This is a genomic window from Burkholderia sp. Bp9015, assembly GCF_003853505.1.
Taxonomy (GTDB): domain Bacteria; phylum Pseudomonadota; class Gammaproteobacteria; order Burkholderiales; family Burkholderiaceae; genus Burkholderia.
The window spans coordinates 141,719-159,248 of the sequence record NZ_QTPZ01000018.1 but is presented as its reverse complement, the minus strand read 5'-3'; the positions used below and the strand labels follow the sequence as shown (position 1 = coordinate 159,248).

The following is a 17,530-nucleotide window of genomic DNA, read 5'->3' as shown; positions in this document are numbered from 1 at the left end:
GACCAGCTTTCATACAGCGCCGCGAGACACAGGAACACGACGAGGATCGAGATCGCGTACAGGATCGGCGCCTGCGAACCCGACTGGATTTCCTGGAACGACAGGCCGGTCCACGAATAGCCGATGCCGACCGGCAGCTTCTTCGCGAGCCCTTCCATCGCCGCCATTGCCTGACCGGTGGAATTTCCTTCGGCCGCCTGCCCCTGGATCTCGATCGCAGAGATCCCGTTGTAGCGTTCGAGCTTCGGCGAACCGTACGTCCAGTGACCGGTCGCGAACGCGCTGAACGGCACCATCCCGCCCGAACCGTTGCGCACATACCAGATGTTCATATCCTCCGGCGTCATCCGGAACGGCGCATCCGCTTGCACATAGACCCGCTTGATCCGGCCGTCGGCGTCAAGGAAGTTGTTCACATACTGCGATGCCCATGCAATCGAGAACGCCTGGTCGATTGCAGATGCCGTCACGCCAAGCGCATTCGCCTTCTCGCGATCGATGTCGACCTTGTACTGCGGCGTGTCGTTCAGCCCGTTCGGGCGTACCAGCGCGAGCGTCGGATCCTTCGCCGCCATCCCGAGCAACTGGTTGCGCGCGGCCATCAGCGCGTCGTGGCCAAGACCGGCGTTGTCCGTCAGTTCGAAGTCAAAGCCGGCGGCCGTGCCAAGTTCCGGAATCGAGGGCGGGTTGAAGGGAATGACCACCGCGTCCTTGTACTTCGCATAATGAGCCGACGTTCGCGCAATGAGTGCGGCGACTTTCTGGGCAGCACGCTGACGCTGCTCATACGGTTTGAGCTTCACGAAAACGAGCCCGGCATTCTGCCCGCGGCCGGCGAAACTGAAGCCATTGACGGTGAACACGGAATCGACAGTGTCCTTTTCCGCTGTCTTCATATGTTCGGTAATGTCATCGAGCGTCACGCCGGTGGTTTCCTGCGTCGAACCAGCTGGGGTCTGTACGATCATGAACATGTACCCCTGGTCTTCATCCGGCAGGAACGACTTCGGCAGGCGCACGAACAGGAATCCGACCGCGACGATTACGGCCAGATAGATGACCATCCAGCGCCCCGAGCGCCTGATCACGTGATGCACGCCGCCCGTATAGCGATCGCGGTTGCGATCGAAGGTCCGGTTGAACCAGCCGAAGAAACCCTTTTTCTCTTCGTGGTGGCCTTTTGGGACCGGCTTGAGGATCGTCGCACACAGTGCCGGCGTCAGAATCAACGCGACCAGCACCGACAGCACCATCGCCGACACGATCGTCAGCGAGAACTGACGATAGATCGCGCCGACCGACCCGCCGGAGAACGCGACTGGCACGAATACCGCCGACAGCACCAGCGCCACGCCGACGAGTGCACTCGTGATCTGCTCCATCGCCTTCTTGGTCGCCTCCTTCGGCGACAGCCCCTCCTCGACCATCACGCGCTCGACGTTCTCGACCACCACAATCGCATCGTCCACCAGTAGCCCGATTGCGAGCACGAGGCCGAACATCGACAACGTGTTAATCGAAAAACCGGCGATTGCCATGACTGCGAACGTGCCAAGCAGCACCACCGGCACCGCGATCGTCGGGATGATCGTCGCCCGCAGGTTCTGCAGGAACAGATACATCACGAGGAACACGAGCACGATACCTTCGAGCAGCGTCTTGACCACTTCCTCGATCGACAGCTTCACGAACGGCGTCGTGTCGTATGGATAGTGAACCACCATCCCGTGCGGAAAGTATCGGGAAAGCTCCTCGACCTTGCTTTTCAGCATCTTGGCCGTCGCAAGCGCGTTTGCGCCCGTCGCCAGCTGGATCCCGAGACCCGCGGTCGGCTGTCCCATGTACTTCGTGTCGAATGTGTAGTTTTCCGCGCCAAGCGCCACTCTTCCGACGTCCTTCAGGCGAACCTGTGAGCCGTCCTGGTTGACCTTGAGCAGGATGTTCTCGAACTCACTTGGATTACGAAGCAATGTCGCTTCGGTAAGCGTTGCCTGCAACATAGTGCCCGGCTTCGCCGGTGTGCCGCCAAGCTGCCCCGCGGCGACCTGCACGTTCTGGGTCGCGATTGCAGCCGTCACGTCTGCAGGCGTGAGACCGTAGTTCGTCAGCTTGTTCGGGTCCAGCCAGACTCGCATTGCATACTGCGACCCGAGCAGGAACGTCCGTCCGACGCCATTGATCCGGCTCAGCGGATCGAGAACGTGCGACGCAACGTAGTTCGCGAGATCGTCCTTGGACATGCTCCCGTCCTCGGAATTGAACGCGAACCAAAGCAGCCAGTTGTTGCTGGATTTCGTCACCTGCAGACCAAGCTGTTGCACGACCTGCGGCAGAACCGGCGTCGCGAGCGACAGCTTGTTCTGCACCTGGACCTGCGCCACATCCGGATTGGTGCCGGGGGCGAACGTAATGGTGATGGTCGAGTTGCCCGAGTCGTCACTCGTCGACGACATGTACAGAAAGTTGTCGAGACCGCTCATCTGCTGCTCGATCACCTGCGTCACCGTGTCTTCCACCGTCTTCGCGGAAGCGCCCGGGTAGCTCGACGTGACCTGAATCGCAGGCGGGGCGATATTCGGGTATTGCGACACGGGGAGCGAGAAAATCGACGCAATCCCGGCCAGCATCAGGACAATGGCGATCACCCACGCGAAAATCGGGCGATCGATGAAGAACTTTGCCATGAAACAGGCTCCTTATTATTGCGCGCTCGACGCAGCGGCGGCGCTCGCCGGTGCTCCGCCCGATGCGGCTGCGGCGCCGGAAGCGACAGCGGCCGGCGCGGCGGATACGGCAGCCGCGCCCGAAGCGGCATTGGCTGCCGGCAGTTGCGCCGCGACCGACTTCACCGTCGCACCTGGGCGCACCTTGTCGACGCCCTGCACGATCACACGGTCACCCGCTTGCAGCCCGCCTTCGACGATCCAGTTCTGACCCTGCATGCCGGTCGTCTTGAGTTGCCGTGTTTCGACCTTATCGTGTGCGTTCACGATCAGCGAAACCGGCTGGCCCTTCTGGTCGTGCGTGACGCCGATCTGCGGCACCAGGAACGCGTTCTCGTTCACGCCTTCCTCGATCCGCGCGCGCACGAACATCCCCGGCAGCAGCACGCGGCCCGGGTTCGGGAAGACCGCGCGGATCGTCACCGAGCCGGTTGCCTGGTCGACCGTCACGTCGGAGAACTGCAGCTTGCCGGCTTCCGAATACGTCTTGCCGTCCTCGAGGATCAGCGACACCTTCGCCGCGCCCGGGCCGCTCGTCTTCAGGCGACCGCTCTGCACGTCCTGACGCAGCTTCAATCCCTCGAGGCTCGATTGCGTGAGGTCGACATACACGGGGTCGAGCTGCTGCACCGTCGACATCAGCGTCGCCTGGCTCGCCTGCACGTACGCGCCCGGCGTCACTTGCGAAATGCCGACGCGGCCCGTGATCGGCGAGACAACGTCCGTGTAGCCGAGGTTGATCTGTGCCGTATCGACCGCCGCCTTGCCGGCCGCGACGTCCGCCGCGGCCTGCCCCTGGGTGGCCACTGCGTTGTCGTAGTCCTGCTTGCTGACCGCGTTCGCGGCCACGAGCACCTTGTAGCGCGCGACCAGTGCGTTCTGCGTGACGAGGTTCGCCTGCGCCTTCGCGAGCGTCGCCTTCGCGCTGTTCAATGCCGCGATGTACGGCGCCGGATCGATCTTGTAGAGACGTTGGCCAGCCTTGACGTCGGTACCTTCGGTGAATTCACGGCGCAGCACGATGCCGTCGACCCGCGCGCGGACCTGCGCGACGAGGAACGCACTGGTGCGGCCCGGCAGTTCGGTGAAGACCGCTACGTTTTGCGGCCGAGCCGTCACCACGCCCACTTCAGGCGTCGACGGCGCAGGTGGCGGACTGGTTTTTCCGCAAGCTGCCAGCGATGCAGCCGCGGCTGCGGCAAAAATAAAGCGATTAGAGATCCATTCGATCTTCATGGTGCAGCCTCTGAAAATTACTAGAAACCGCATCAGTCGGCGACATGAACGTCTTCGACTGACACGACAAGGTCCGGAAGCGAGTCATGACCCGGTATTCGCTCACCCGGATCAGCGCCTCGTGTATTTGCCGCAATCGCGTGCTGCCTGAAAGCCAACCCCGATGGGCAGATTCGACTCAGGCCGGCAAAGCGTCCGGTGAATGAGAAACGCCACGCGACAAGGGCTCAACAAAGCACGCGGCAATCAGTCGGAATCGCCGCTGTTATGCAGTCTCGGGATGGCGATGCCGTGCGAACGCGCGGAATGAAATGGGCGAACATCGGGTCACGCGTAAGCGATATCGGATAAATCGATACGGAAAGGATGTGAGCCGGGTGTCGATCCACCGAGTTCCCCTCGCGCACGCTAATGGTCGATCACGCGCCGCTCATCGGAAGGACCCGCTACATCGTGGGCAATTGGGACACTGCACGAACCGGCGACGCTCACCGAAGCGATCAACCGGTCGTCGACTCGGCGCAATGAAGTCAACTCCTTGAAGCTGACACTGCCTGCGTTCCGGGAAGCGAATCGACCTCGCGCTCGCACGCGCATTTCCGCTCGCGGCGGTAGGTGAAAAACTCATTGTTGCGACTCCAGAAAGCTCGGACTTGCGCACACCCTCGTACGCCGAACGTCGTAACATGCCGGACTTCACGCGCTTTGCGTGCTGTCCAACATGTCACCTTGTCTCCTGCGCCTTATGGCGCGAGCCTCCTGATTCCGAAATCGCGGTGATGAATCTGCGCGACGCCGATGGAGCATGCTTCATGCGATGGATTCGGCCGTCCATCATTCGAACGCCGCAGCCCAGATTTTCAGGTTGCCGACGTCAACACAGGGAAAGCCCGGTGGCTATCCAAACCGAAAGGAATGTACCAGCATCGCAATCTTCGACAAATGGCCCGGCGTCGAATGACCTTATGAGCCGGAATCATCAATCGAGCACAATGCGATGTATCGAGGTGAGCCGGTCACCGACCGGCTCGCGAGGCGGAAAGCCTTCAGCGCATCTGCAGAACGATCACGTTGCTGCTGGCCGGATTCGTGCGATCGCGAAGGTGCTTTACCTCGTCGGCATTCACTGCTCCGCCGCGGTTGCCCCACGACGTCCGGACGAAAGTCAGCACGTCCGCGATCTCCTGGTCCGAGAGCTGGTTCCGGAATGGAGGCATCCGATAGGCATCCGGAACGCCGCCCGCGACAACCCGGCCGGACCCGTTCAACGCTACGTTGACGGACGACACGTTCGTACTGGCCATCGAGGATGCGGCGCCAGCAAGAGAAGGGATCCATTGGCCTTGACCGCGTCCGTCCACGCCATGACACGCGCTGCACTTTGCCATGTAGGTTTGTGCACCGTGCACCTTCAACCGCTGATCGACTGCGAGCTGACCGTTGGACGCTGCATCGTATTTCCAGGGCGCGCCGTCCCTTGCGGGGTCGCCCGGCAACGACTTCAGATAATGTGCGACGGCCCGCAGATCATCATCCGTCATGTACTGCGTCGAGTTGTTGAACACCTCGGCCATCGAACCGAACACCACGGAGTGCCCATTCCGGCCCGTTCGGAGGAAGCGAAACACATCGTCCTCGTTCCAGCGACCGAGCCCGGTATTGACGTCGCCTCGCAAGCTGGGCGCATACCAGCCGTCGAGCTCGGCACCGGCGAGATAAAGCGCGCTGCGTTCGTCGAGCGCCTTTTCATTCATCCCTATCCCGCGCGGTGTATGGCAACTGCCGCAGTGACCGAGCCCCTGTACGAGATAGGCACCACGATTCCATTGTTCATCGGCAGACACTTTGGCCTGGTACGCACCGGGTTCCGTGAATACGCCGTTCCATAGCGCGAGCGGCCAACGCATGTTCAGCGGCCACGGAATGTCGCTACGCTTGTTTTCCTCCCGAACCGGCTGTACGCCCTGCAAGAAATACGCATAGAGCGCGCGTACGTCGCCATCGGAGAGCTTCGAGTAAGACGGGTAAGGCATGGCCGGATAGAGTCGATGACCATCGCGCGCGACGCCGTGACGCAACGCGCGATCGAAATCCGACAGCGTATAGCTGCCGATGCCGGTTTCCTTGTCCGGCGTGATGTTCGTCGCGAAGATCGCGCCCATCGGTGTCGCCATCTCGAGGCCGCCAGCGAATGGCGCGCTGCTCGGGGTACTGTGGCATGCGACGCAATCCCCGAGCCGCGCGACATACTCGCCATGCCGAATCAATTCGGCCGACGGCACACCCGCATCCACGACGGTGTCAAACGGCGACACCGGTGTTCGGTTCACGAACCAGGCAACGCCGGCCGCCACGACACCACAGGCGGCCAACAGGATGGTGATGATCTTCTTGAAGCGGCTTTTCGTCATTGTCGGGCGTTGCTTTGCTGGCAAGTTTTCAGGTATCGAACGTATAGCGCGAGAGCGGCATGCTGCGAACGCGCTGGCCGGTCAGCCTGGCGACGGCGTTGGCTACGGCCGGCGGCACTGCGGGCAACGGCGGCTCGCCGTTCCCACCCATCTTCTCGCCGCTCTCGATGATCCGGACGTGTACGCGCGCCATGCGGGCGGGCGGCAGAATCGGATACATGTCGTAGTTGCGCGCGGTCGGTACGCCCTTATCGAACGAAGCCTCTTCCAGCAGGACCTGGGACAAGCCGAGTGCGACGGCTCCGCTCACCTGAGCCTGGATGATGGCCGGGTTGACGATGCTGCCCGGATCGATCGCCTCCCAGATATCGTGCACCTTGACTCGCCCTTGCTCGATCGACACCTCCGCGATCACTGCCGCCTCGGTACCGAACGGGCTCGCCATCGCGACGCCACGAGCGCGGCGCGTACCGTCGCTGGCCGTAAACGGTCCACGCTTCCAGCCGCCGGACATGTCGCCGACGGCTCGCAACAAATTCGTGAGCCGCTTGTTGCCGTTCAGCAACCGCATCCGCAGGTCATACGGGTCGTGGCCACCCTCGTCGGCCAATTCGTCCAGGAACGTCTCATAGAAAAAGTCGTTCATCGAGTTGCCGACCGAGCGCCAATAGCCCTGGATCATCGGGCTCTTCACATAAAGCCGCGCAATGCGACGATCCGGAATCGCGTATTTCTTGCCGGCGAGCCCTTCGACGGCACTGGGATCCACTTTCTCGCCCCGCTTGTTGCTCAGCGCCTCGGTCGGGCCTTCGGTGACCGTCACGGCTTCGAGGGCGATCGGCAGCCCCTCGGCATCGAGCCCGGCACGAAAGCGCACCGCCGCCATCGGTCGTACTGCGTCGCGCAGGAACTCTTCCTCGCGACTCCAGATGACCTTGACCGGTCGTCCGACCGACTTTGCCAGCTGGATCGCCTGTGGATACACGAGTGCCGTGTCGTACAGGAAATGGCGCCCGAAGAACCCGCCCAGTAGCGGGGAATGGATGATCACCTTGTCGGCCGCCAAGCCCGTGCGCTTGACGATGTCGGCCTGGAACATTTCGGGCGCCTGATTTGGCATCCACAGTTCGAGCGAACCGTCCGCGTTGAATCGCGCAAGCGCCGACGGCGGCTCCAGTTGCGCGTGGTTCAGATACTGGCTGTGATAGGTCGCGTCGACCACCTTCTTCGCACGCTTGAACGCCGCATTTGTATCACCCACGACCTCGGCATCGTCGCCAACGCCCGGCTCGTTGGCGAGGCGTTTCGCGAATGCCGCGGTCGAGAAGTCGGCGGGCATGTAACGTACGGTCGAATCCGGCCCCGGCTCACGCCAGTCGACCTGCAGCGCTTCCGCTGCACGCTTCGCGTCCCACCAGCGCTCGGCCACCACTGCGACTGCACCCGGCAGGCGATGAACGGAATGCACGCCCTTCATTGCGCCGACCTGTGCCTCGTTACGGATCGCTCCGACGGTCAACCCCAGCCGCGGGGCATGCTGGACCGCCGCCTGCAGCATGCCGTCCACGCGACTGTCGATGCTGTACATCGCCTTGCCCGTCGATTTCTGGCGGACGTCGACACGCTGGACCGGCTTGCCGATCCACCGGAACTGCGCTGGGTCCTTCAGCTTCACGCTCGCGGGATCGGGCACCGGCAGGTCCATCGCGCGCGATGCGAGCTGCCCGTAGTCGAGCGAGCGACCGGACGCGCGATGAATCACCTTGCCCGGCTCCGTGCTCAGTCCATCAACCGGCACGCGCAGTTGGGCTGCCGCCGCCTGCAGCAGCATCTGGCGCGCCAGAGCGCCCAGGCGACGCATCGTCGGATAACTCCTGCGAACCGACATGCTGCCGCCAGTAATCCGCATGCCGTTGTCCATGACCTTGTACTCGGCACCCGGCGGCGCGCTTTCCACGACAAAACGCGCAGGATCGGCATCGAGTTCCTCGCCGACGATCTGTGCCATCGCAGTAAAGACACCCTGTCCGCCTTCCATGAACGGACTGAGCAGCCGGATCGTGTTGTCCGGACGAATCTCCAGAAACGCCGGCACGCGAGTCCCGGGAGCCGCGGTCGTCGCAGCGGCAGCGGCGCGCGCAGGACGAACCGGCAGGCCGAAACCGAGGACGAGCGCGCCCGCAGCGGTGCCCGCACTGGCAAGAAGGAAGCGGCGCCGGGAAATGTTCGTCGCCTCGCCGGCCGGAAACGTATCGTCCTGCACCTGCGTGTCGGCTACCTGCTTCATGCCTCACCCCGCTCGTTTTCCGACGTGCCCGACGCGTTACCCGCAACTGCACTCACCACCGCGATGCCCGCCAGCGTGGCGGTGACGGCAGTCGCGGCGGGCGGCACCACCGCATCGGATCGCGCGGCATGCGGCGAGGTATTGCCACCCGACAGTTCTTCCACGGCCGCACGAATCGCGTTATAGGTGCCGCAGCGACACAAGTTGATCATCGCAGCGGCAACCTGTTCGTCCGTCGGGTGCGGGTTCTGTTTCAGAAGCGCGGTCGCGGCCATGACCTGGCCGGACTGACAGTAACCGCACTGCGGCACCTGATGCTTGACCCAGGCTTGGACGACTCGCTTGCCGACACCGTCTTCCTCGATCGCTTCGATCGTCGTGATCTTGCGCCCCTCAACACTTTCGACCGGCATCACGCAGGAGCGCGTCACCACGCCATCGACGAGAACCGAGCACGCGCCACATTGCGCAAGACCGCACCCGTACTTGGTACCGGTCATCCCGAGTTCGTCGCGGATAACCCATAGCAACGGCGTGTCCCCGTCGGACTTTACCGGGTAAGTCTTCCCGTTGATCTGAAGCTGCATGGTTCTCCCATCTTCTCGTGAGGCCGAAACTCGTGAGTGCGGCATTCCAGCCAATTGGCATGGAACCGGTACCTGACATTTGGGTCCGATGCTAGCACGCAGTCAGGCCTCAATTAACCGGTCTGTACACATTGGTCTTATCAGGCTAGCTAATGAATCGAAACCGCTTCCTTGTAGACGGACTATGCTTAGTCGACGGGATCAACGACAAGTATCGAGATACTTCGGATAAGCAAATCCACGCTATAAATATGCATACCTAATCTAGTCAAGATCAGCATTCCATCCGCGTTCAAAAGATCTGCCACATTGAGCCTTGAACGGCGCAATGAACTTCTATCTGACCAGATCGCTCATTCCATGCGGTGTTATCGGTGTGGCACGCCAAGGACGGCGAACCCGCCGTCCACATGGCGGTCGTGGCGGTCCCCTCACGGCTTGACCATGACCTTGACCGCTTCGCGGTTGTCCATTGCGCGATAACCGTCCGGTACGCCGTCCAGATCCACCGTTCGGTCGAACACGCTCCCTGGCTGGATGCGTCCTTCGAGTACGTCCGGCAGCAGGTCTGCAATGTAAGCCCGCACCGGAGCGGGTCCGCCGCCAACGGTTACGTTTCCGAAGAAGGCCTGCTGCGAACCCGGCATGGCCACGTAATGCGGCACCCCCACTCTCCCGATCGCGCCGCCCGGCCGTGCGATTCCGATGGCCGTAATCATCGCCTGGTCCGTACCGACACATTCGAGGATTGCATGAGCTCCGAATCCCCCGGTCAAGGATCGGACTTTCTCGATCGCCTCCTCGCCTCTTTCGGAAACGACGTCGGTCGCCCCAAACTCCCGTGCCAGTTCGATGCGGCCCGGGTGACGCCCGAGCAGGATGATGCGTTCGGCGCCCAGCCGCTTGGCCGCAATCACGCCGCACAGCCCGACCGCGCCGTCGCCGATCACCGCGGCTGTCTTGCCGGGCCCGACCCGGGCCGTGAGAGCCGCATGGTGCCCGGTGCCCATCACGTCCGACAGCGTGAGCAGCGAGGGCATCAACGCATCGTCCTCAGCAACGGGCAACACTGCAAGCGTGCCATCTGCAAACGGGATTCTCAGTGCTTCGGACTGGGCGCCTTCGTTGTTTCCCCAACCGAAGAAACTGCCGTGAACACACGCAGTGTGGAGATTCTCGTGGCAGAAAGTGCACGTGCCGTCGGAAAATGCGAATGGCATGACCACCACGTCGCCGCGTTTGAGCGTCCGCACGTCCTTTCCGATCGCCTCGACTACGCCGATCGCTTCGTGGCCCATACGTTGCCCGCGCTCGGCGATCGAATCTTCGCCGCGGTAAGGCCACAAGTCACTGCCGCAAATACACGCGCGCGTGACACGGATGATCGCATCGGTAGGCTCGACGATGGTGGAGTCGGGTACTTTCTCGACACGCACATCGCCCGCGCCGTACAGAATGGTTGCTCGCATGGTGATCTCCTTCGTCTCGGACGAGAACAAGGTTGCTTGTGAGACTGCGGCTTCAATACCCCGCGGCACGCCGCGTGTGCGCCTTTCTGCAAATCAACTGCTTCAAAAGAGCGCGACGCCAGTCAACTCCTCGAGCGCGTCCATCAGGTCACCCTGGAACTGGACATCCACAGCCTCGGCAGCAGGTTCTTGCCGCTTCCGATGATGCCAATAGCCGCCACTTGCCATCACCGCGGGATCGTCACTGGCTGCCAGCCAGGTCTGCGTGAGGTGCCCCAACGCGAGATCGTCCGGCGCACCGGCGCCGCCCATTCGAGTCGGCACCCAGCCGGGATCCACTGCATGAGTCAGGACGTCGGGCCAATGGCGTGCGGCCGCCAGCGTCAGCGCCGTCAAATACAACTTGCTTTCCGAATACGCGTGCTCCGAATTCCATCGACGCTGAAGCCAGTCGATGTCGCCGAGGTCGCTGCGGACGCCCCGGTGCATGCTGCTGCTGAGGTATATCAGTCGTGAAGGACGTTCGATCAGCGCGGTCAGCAGGTACGGTGCGAGGACGTTGACGGCAATCGTACCGGCGTGTCCGTCGACGGTCGTGTTCCGACCGGACAGATATGCACCGGCATTGTGAATCACCGCATCCATGCGTCCCATGGCATTGACCCGATCGGCGATTCGTCGCGTCTCGACGCCGCTCGCGAGGTCGCCGACGATCACGCCCATCGCGTGCCCGGCAAGATCGCTCACGGCAGATGCGCGTGCCTGCGAACGCGCGTGCAGCAGCACCTGATGCCCTTCGCCAATCAGGGTCGCCGCCGCTGCGCGCCCAAGTCCGTCAGTGCTACCGGTGATGAAGATCCGTGCCACTGGTGCATTCCCTTCCGTCCATCGACCGGGGCACGAGCGTTACCGCCTCGCGCTCCCGGTCGACTACGGATTAGTCACGCCCGTTGCGAAACTGACGGGTGAGTTCCGCGACGCGCTTGCCGAGATGGGCCGCCGTCTTGAGGTCGCTTTCGATCGGCGAGAGTTCCGGGGATTCGTCCTTGGAATAGGCCATTGCACCCAGCCAACCGCCGATCCGGTTCTGCTCGTCGTCCGATTTCCCGGGGAACAGATCGAGGCCGACCCAGATCATCCCGTGCTGCGCGGCAAACAGTGCCATCGAAACGAGCGAGTTCAGCTTGTCACCATGGATCGCGCCGGAGTTGGTGAACCCTGCGGCAATCTTGTTCCGCCATTTTTGCGGAACCCACGCCGTACGCGTCGAGTCTTCCATGAACTGCTTGAATCGGGCGCTGACGAGCCCGTTATAGGTCGGCGAACCGAAGATGATCGCGTCGCTGGCCTCCAGCACGTCCCATTGAACCGGGCCGTCCGCTACCGCGAACAGCTGCACTTCCGCGCCGTGGACTTCCCGGGCGCCCTCGGCAATCGCTTGAGCCTGTTTTGCCGTATGACCATAGCCGCTGTCGTACACGATGGAAATCAACATCACAATCCTTTCGATTAATCAATACCGGGCATTATCGCGACAGCGATGCCTCGCGAGAACGCGGGTCCGGGTTGAACGATCTCCAACGTGAGGTTGATAATCGGCGGGACACGACACCGTTAGACTGGCACCCATGGACTCCTCGCAACGCGTACGCGCGATACTCTCCTTTGTGCAAGCGGCACATAGCGGCAGTTTTTCTGCTGCAGCACGGAATCTCGGCATCTCTTCGGCCGCAGTCAGCAAGAACGTGGCAAGTCTCGAGCAAGCGCTCGGCGTGCGCCTCGTCAACCGGACAACGCGGTCGCTCAAGCTCACCTCGGAGGGCGGTGCGTTTCTCGAGCAGGCGCAGATTGCCCTGGACGCGCTCGATGCCCTTGATGCAGCCGTGGGTTCGGTTTCGGGACAGCGTGTAGCGCCGAGCGGCCGTGTACGTATCTCGACAAGTGCCGCGTTCGGGCGTAACCAGGTTCTGCCGGCGCTGCCGGCTCTGCTGGCGCAGTATCGCGACCTACGTGTCGAGGTAGACTTTGACGACCGGCGCATCGATCTGGTCCAGGATGGATATGATCTGGCGATACGCGGGGGACAGATCGCGGACTCGTCGCTGGTTTCCCGGTCGGTGTGCCAACTGAACATGGCTCTTGTGGCATCGCCGGCTTACCTCGCGGAGGCCGGAACGCCGCGCACCGTTCAGGAGCTGAGCCGCCATCGGCTCATCGGACGCCGCTTTCTTGCGGGGCGACTTTCTCCGTGGATGTTTCGACAGACGGACGGAACACTGGCAGAGTTCGCCGTTTTCGCCCCCGTCGTCACGGTGTCGGCTCCAGAAGCCGCGGCACAGGCGGCGCTGGAGGGGCTTGGCATCGCACAAGTCGGCATTCACCACGCATGGGCCCATCTACGCGCCGGCGAGTTGAAGACCGTGTTGACCGACTGCCATCATCCGGGCACCTACGAGATGGTGCTGCAGTACCCGCATCGCGCGCTGCTGGCGCCGCGCGTGCGCGTCACGGTCGATCACCTGCTCGACGCGTTCGCGCATGACGAAGCCCTCCACGTTCCGATCGCGACGATGGCCGAATTTCAGGCTTGATCGAACGACCGGCACACCACCCGTCACTCTTCTACACGGTGCACGGGTGATCACCACAACTGGATCGCGGCACTCAGGTATTGATATACACGCACTTCGAATACAGATACGTGTCGAGATGCGCGCGACCGCCTTTCGCGCCATATCCGCTGAATTTCGTCCCGCCAAATCCCACCAGCGGGTCGATCAGCCCATAGCAGTTCACCCACATGACGCCAGTATGGATGCCTTTCACGACTCTCAGCGCAGTGGAGATGTCCCTCGTCCAGACCGCGCCGCCCAGTCCGTACTGAGTGTCGTTGCCGAGCCGGATCGCCTCTTCGATCGTATCGAAAGGGATGACCGACAATACCGGCCCGAAAATCTCCTCCTGCGCGATCCTCATCCTGTTGTCGACATTCGCAAACACCGTCGGCGTGACGAAATAGCCGTCGGCGAACGGCCCCCCGAGGCGCTCCCCGCCACACACCAGCTCGGCCCCCTCCTCCGCCCCCACCCTCACGTACGACATGACGCGCTCGAGCTGCCGCTCCGAGATCAACGGGCCAAGTTGCGCGCCGGCATCGAGGCTATGACCGACCCGAACCGACTTCGCGAAATCGGCGACGCGCGCGCAGAACTCCTTGACGATCTGGCGTTGCACGAACACGCGCGTTCCCGCGAAGCAGATCTGCCCGGAGTTGTTGAATACGCCCATCGCAGCGCCCGGCACTGCCTTGTCCAGATCGGCGTCGGCAAAGATGATGTCGGGCGACTTCCCCCCGAGTTCGAGCTGCAGTTTCTTGATGTTGACGGCCGACGCTTCGATGATCTTGCGTCCCGTCTCCGTCGATCCGGTGAACGCGATACGATCGACGTCGGGATGTCTGGCCAACGCCGCGCCTGCGACATGTCCCAGCCCGGTCACCACGTTGATGACGCCCGGGGGAAGACCGATTTCATGCAGCAACTCGACCGCACGCAGCACGCTCAGCGATGCGTCTTCTGCCGGCTTCAGGACCACCGTGCACCCACTAGCCAGCACGGCTCCGACGAGCCACCACTGGCTGCCGAGTGGGCCGTTCCACGGGATGATGCCGCCGATTACACCGACCGGCGCCTTGATCGACATCGTGGCCACTTCCCCCGGCAACCCGTTCTGCAAGGTTTCGCCCGTGATGTTGCCGGCCTGTGCCGCAAAAAACAGGATCATCTTCAGAATCGACGCCTTCGTCGCACGGGTGCGCGAAATGGGCGCCCCCATGTCGATGGACTCGATTTCAGCCAGCTCATCGAAATTGCGTTCCATGGCCTCGTGCGCGCGATACAGGAACGCCTGCCGCTCATACGTCGTCCATCGGCTCCACGGGCCTTCGAACGCTGCACGCGCCGCCCGGACCGCCCGATCGACGTCGACATCGCCACCGTCTGCGAGATGCCCCAGCACCTGGCCCGTCGAAGGATCCCGGGTTTCAATCGTCTGGCCGGACGCCGCGGGAACGGCCTGTCCGTCAATCCAGAGTCCGTGGCGCTCCCTCGACAGGAAACGCCGGGTTGCCGCGCTCGGTTCGATGACTTCGGGTTGCTGACTCATACGCATATTCCTCTGCTTGCTGACTGTCTTGCCGAATTGGCCATTTGGGAGTGAATGGTCATGCAGCACGATCGATGAGCGGCCAATACGATCATCGATATGAAGATGGCCCGGAAAATCCGCACCGCGAAACTAAATGACAAACACACCCTTGCCGCCACTTTGGCGATTGAATGATTCGTACGCGGCTTCCGCTTCGTCGAGCGTCCACTGATTCGTGAAGAGCGCGTCGAGGTCGATGCCCCGCTCGACGACAAACTGCGCGCAAGCCTGTTGCGCCTGGATCGACATCGTCCACGAAGTCATGATGCGAAGTTGACGACGCAACATTTTGGCAACCGAGATACTGACCTCCGCGCCGATGCCGACAAGACAAACCGTTCCCCACGGACGCACGGCATTGAGCGCTGCCTCGCCAGCCGCGGCAGCGCCGGCCGTCTCGAGTGCCATGCTCGCGCCTTTGCCACGAGTGAGTTCACGAATGGCATCCGGTACGTTTCCATCGAGAGGATTGACGACGTGATCGGCGCCGAATTCCTTCGCCTTGTTCCGACGACTCTCGTCGATATCAAGCGCGATGACTTCCGCGCCCTGCGCCTTAGCCAGGAGCGTTGCGGACAGGCCGACCGGGCCCTGCCCGAAAATGGCGACGGTGTCGCGGCCCGTGATTCCCATGCGTTCGAACGCGCCCCACGCCGTGCCCGTCCCGCAGGAAATGGCGGCGCCGGCGGCAAAGCTCAACTGGTCGTGCAGCGGGACCAGCGTATCGGCAGGCACCTTCATGTAGGGTGCGTGACCGCCATGGGCGTCTGTGCCGTACACCGTCACGGGTACGTCCTGGCACATTTGCGGCCAGCCCGAACGACAGTCTTCGCAACCGCCACAGCCGCGGTAGTGATGGACCATCACGCGCGTCCCGATGCGCGCATACGGGTGAATGACGCCCGGCCCTACGGCAACCACCACGCCGCAGGGTTCATGGCCGCCGATCACAGGTGTAGCCACTGCGCTTCTCGGGCGTCGATAGAAATGCAGGTCGCTACCGCACATGCCGGATGCCTTGACGTCAATCACGACCTCGCCCGGGCCCGGCGTCGGGTCCGGCACTTCCATCAACTCGACCTTGCAATCTCCGCGAAATACGATGCCACGCATAATGACGACCCTCTCCAGTGCTCTGATATTCAGAAGGCTGCATGTTCGTCCAGACCCACACAGCCTCGACTTCGGTTCAACGAACGACGACTCAAATCTTGCTATGTGCCCGCGGCGGATGTGCAAGCGGATCTTGCGCCGAAAGATCCGCTTCAGGTTCGACATCTTCCAGCGACTGTTGATTGGTCTCGATGCCAGCCACCGCGAGGATCAACGCAACCAGGACGTACAAACCAGAAACGGCAGTGATGACCCCACCGATTCCGTAGTGATCGAACACGTACAGGATTACGAAGGGACTGCCGATAAGTCCGAGACGCCCGGCCGTCTGCGCGAACCCGGCCCCTCGGAAACGGTATTCGGTAGGGAACAGCTCCGGCGTTCCGCCCAGGCCAAGGATGAGGGCCACGGCCACGGCCGAGACAAGAAAGAAGCCGCAGGTAATGATGGCCACCGACGATGTCAAGAACGGATAGACGACGCACGTCGCAGCACAAATTACCGCGGCAAGCGCGACGCCCCAACGGCGGCCAAGACGATCGGCGATGAAGGTACAGAGAAGCGGCCCCGCGACCCATCCACCCATCATCGCGGCATTGAAGCCCAGCGAGTGCGTGACGCTCATGCCCTGCTTGACGAAGAAAGTCGGCATCCAGCCCGAAATCGTGTATGAGCCGAACAGTACGATGACGTTGACGGCAACCGCCACCAGCGTCCGCCGAATGACCGGGCGGCTGAAGAGCACCGACACATTCACATGGCGAGGCTCCGTCGAGCTGGTTCGCGCGAGTTGTACAGCAGGTTCCGTCACGCCGGCTTCCGCTTCGATACGTTTCAGGATCGCGTCTGCCTCGGCGCCACGCCCAACCCGCTCGAGCCACCGCGGCGATTCCGGCAGGTGACGGCGCAGATACCAGAGCCAGAGCGTACCCACCCCGCCGATCACGAACATTGCGCGCCAGCCGAGCGTCGGAATCGTGACCATCCCGACCACCGAGGTAATGAACACTCCAGCGCCAGTGATGATGCCAAGCAGGCCGAGGTATCGGCCTCGCTGCTGCGGCGGTACAAACTCAATGATGAGGCCATATCCCATTACATACTCGGCGCCCATCCCGATGCCCATGATGAAGCGCATCACGATGAGCCAGTGCATCGAGGGTGCAAAGGCAGATGCCAGCGCCATCACGCCAAAGATGGCAAGGTTGAATTGATAGGCGAACAACCGCCCGAACCTGTCGCTCAGCCAGCCCGACAGCGCGGCGCCGATCATCAGCCCCAGAAACGTGGCGGACATGAACAGCGAATTGAGTTCCAGTGTGGACCACTGGCTATGCAGCATGGCGGCCAGCACCGAGCCCGACAACGTGTTGTCGAACGAGTCGAAAAACATGCCCATGCCGACCAGCCAGAGCACGCGGCGGTGGAAAGGTCCGATCGGCAGGCGATCCAGTCTCGCGCCTGCGTTTACACGGTTCATCATGATGGGTAACACTCC

12 protein-coding genes are annotated in these 17,530 nt (G+C 62.3%); 1 reads left to right on the top strand and 11 read right to left on the bottom strand.

The features are described 5' to 3' along the window. From DIE12_RS20550 to DIE12_RS20515, 8 genes are all read right to left on the bottom strand, one after another. Nucleotides 1-2,684: efflux RND transporter permease subunit (locus DIE12_RS20550; RefSeq protein WP_124551324.1), on the bottom strand; the 2,684-nt coding region annotated here is incomplete at its 3' end. Nucleotides 2,685-2,699: 15 nt separating this feature from the next. Continuing rightward, the gene (locus DIE12_RS20545; protein ID WP_124523526.1) at nucleotides 2,700-3,959 is read right to left on the bottom strand and encodes an efflux RND transporter periplasmic adaptor subunit; all 1,260 of its coding nucleotides are present in this window, start codon (nucleotides 3,957-3,959) and stop codon (nucleotides 2,700-2,702) included. A 1,046-nt stretch (nucleotides 3,960-5,005) separates the two neighbouring features. After that, nucleotides 5,006-6,370, bottom strand: a complete 1,365-nt coding sequence (locus DIE12_RS20540) for a cytochrome c (protein ID WP_124523527.1) — start codon at nucleotides 6,368-6,370, stop codon at nucleotides 5,006-5,008. Nucleotides 6,371-6,398: 28 nt separating this feature from the next. Then, complete coding sequence (locus DIE12_RS20535) at nucleotides 6,399-8,657, bottom strand: molybdopterin cofactor-binding domain-containing protein (protein ID WP_124523529.1); 2,259 nt, start codon at nucleotides 8,655-8,657, stop codon at nucleotides 6,399-6,401. Beyond that, nucleotides 8,654-9,244 carry a (2Fe-2S)-binding protein gene (locus DIE12_RS20530; RefSeq protein ID WP_059541835.1) on the bottom strand — a complete coding sequence of 197 codons (591 nt, stop codon included), beginning with the start codon at nucleotides 9,242-9,244 and terminating at the stop codon, nucleotides 8,654-8,656. Before DIE12_RS20530 ends, DIE12_RS20535 begins: the two co-directional genes overlap by 4 nt. A gap of 431 nt (nucleotides 9,245-9,675) precedes the next feature. Beyond that, a complete protein-coding gene (locus DIE12_RS20525; protein WP_124523531.1) occupies nucleotides 9,676-10,713 on the bottom strand; it encodes a zinc-dependent alcohol dehydrogenase family protein in 1,038 nt (345 codons plus the stop codon). Between the two features lie 102 nt (nucleotides 10,714-10,815). Next, the gene (locus DIE12_RS20520; protein WP_124523533.1) at nucleotides 10,816-11,580 is read right to left on the bottom strand and encodes an SDR family NAD(P)-dependent oxidoreductase; all 765 of its coding nucleotides are present in this window, start codon (nucleotides 11,578-11,580) and stop codon (nucleotides 10,816-10,818) included. 70 nt (nucleotides 11,581-11,650) lie between these two features. Further along, nucleotides 11,651-12,208 carry a flavodoxin family protein gene (locus DIE12_RS20515; RefSeq protein WP_059542955.1) on the bottom strand — a complete coding sequence of 186 codons (558 nt, stop codon included), beginning with the start codon at nucleotides 12,206-12,208 and terminating at the stop codon, nucleotides 11,651-11,653. Between the two features lie 133 nt (nucleotides 12,209-12,341). On the opposite strand from DIE12_RS20515, the gene DIE12_RS20510 reads away from it, so the two are divergent. Further along, nucleotides 12,342-13,304, top strand: a complete 963-nt coding sequence (locus tag DIE12_RS20510) for a LysR family transcriptional regulator (protein ID WP_059542957.1) — start codon at nucleotides 12,342-12,344, stop codon at nucleotides 13,302-13,304. Between the two features lie 73 nt (nucleotides 13,305-13,377). Here the strand turns inward: DIE12_RS20510 and DIE12_RS20505 are convergent, their stop codons facing one another. The 3 genes from DIE12_RS20505 to DIE12_RS20495 form a co-directional block, all read right to left on the bottom strand. Then, nucleotides 13,378-14,877 (bottom strand): aldehyde dehydrogenase, encoded by a 1,500-nt coding sequence (locus DIE12_RS20505; protein WP_124523535.1) that lies wholly within the window; start codon nucleotides 14,875-14,877, stop codon nucleotides 13,378-13,380. A 132-nt stretch (nucleotides 14,878-15,009) separates the two neighbouring features. After that, nucleotides 15,010-16,032 carry a zinc-binding dehydrogenase gene (locus tag DIE12_RS20500; protein WP_124523537.1) on the bottom strand — a complete coding sequence of 341 codons (1,023 nt, stop codon included), beginning with the start codon at nucleotides 16,030-16,032 and terminating at the stop codon, nucleotides 15,010-15,012. Between the two features lie 91 nt (nucleotides 16,033-16,123). Next, nucleotides 16,124-17,515 carry an MFS transporter gene (locus DIE12_RS20495; protein ID WP_124523539.1) on the bottom strand — a complete coding sequence of 464 codons (1,392 nt, stop codon included), beginning with the start codon at nucleotides 17,513-17,515 and terminating at the stop codon, nucleotides 16,124-16,126. Between the last annotated feature and the right edge of the window lie 15 nt (nucleotides 17,516-17,530).

Excerpts from the sequence above, each read along its gene's own strand:
- DIE12_RS20540 (WP_124523527.1), bottom strand. The coding sequence starts at position 6,370 with ATGACGAAAAGCCGCTTCAAGAAGATCATCACCATCCTGTTGGCCGCC.
- DIE12_RS20495 (WP_124523539.1), bottom strand. The coding sequence starts at position 17,515 with ATGATGAACCGTGTAAACGCAGGCGCGAGACTGGATCGCCTGCCGATC.
- DIE12_RS20510 (WP_059542957.1), top strand. The coding sequence starts at position 12,342 with ATGGACTCCTCGCAACGCGTACGCGCGATACTCTCCTTTGTGCAAGCG.
- DIE12_RS20535 (WP_124523529.1), bottom strand. The coding sequence starts at position 8,657 with ATGAAGCAGGTAGCCGACACGCAGGTGCAGGACGATACGTTTCCGGCC.
- DIE12_RS20530 (WP_059541835.1), bottom strand. The coding sequence starts at position 9,244 with ATGCAGCTTCAGATCAACGGGAAGACTTACCCGGTAAAGTCCGACGGG.
- DIE12_RS20515 (WP_059542955.1), bottom strand. The coding sequence starts at position 12,208 with ATGTTGATTTCCATCGTGTACGACAGCGGCTATGGTCATACGGCAAAA.
- DIE12_RS20500 (WP_124523537.1), bottom strand. The coding sequence starts at position 16,032 with ATGCGTGGCATCGTATTTCGCGGAGATTGCAAGGTCGAGTTGATGGAA.
- DIE12_RS20505 (WP_124523535.1), bottom strand. The coding sequence starts at position 14,877 with ATGAGTCAGCAACCCGAAGTCATCGAACCGAGCGCGGCAACCCGGCGT.
- DIE12_RS20525 (WP_124523531.1), bottom strand. The coding sequence starts at position 10,713 with ATGCGAGCAACCATTCTGTACGGCGCGGGCGATGTGCGTGTCGAGAAA.
- DIE12_RS20545 (WP_124523526.1), bottom strand. The coding sequence starts at position 3,959 with ATGAAGATCGAATGGATCTCTAATCGCTTTATTTTTGCCGCAGCCGCG.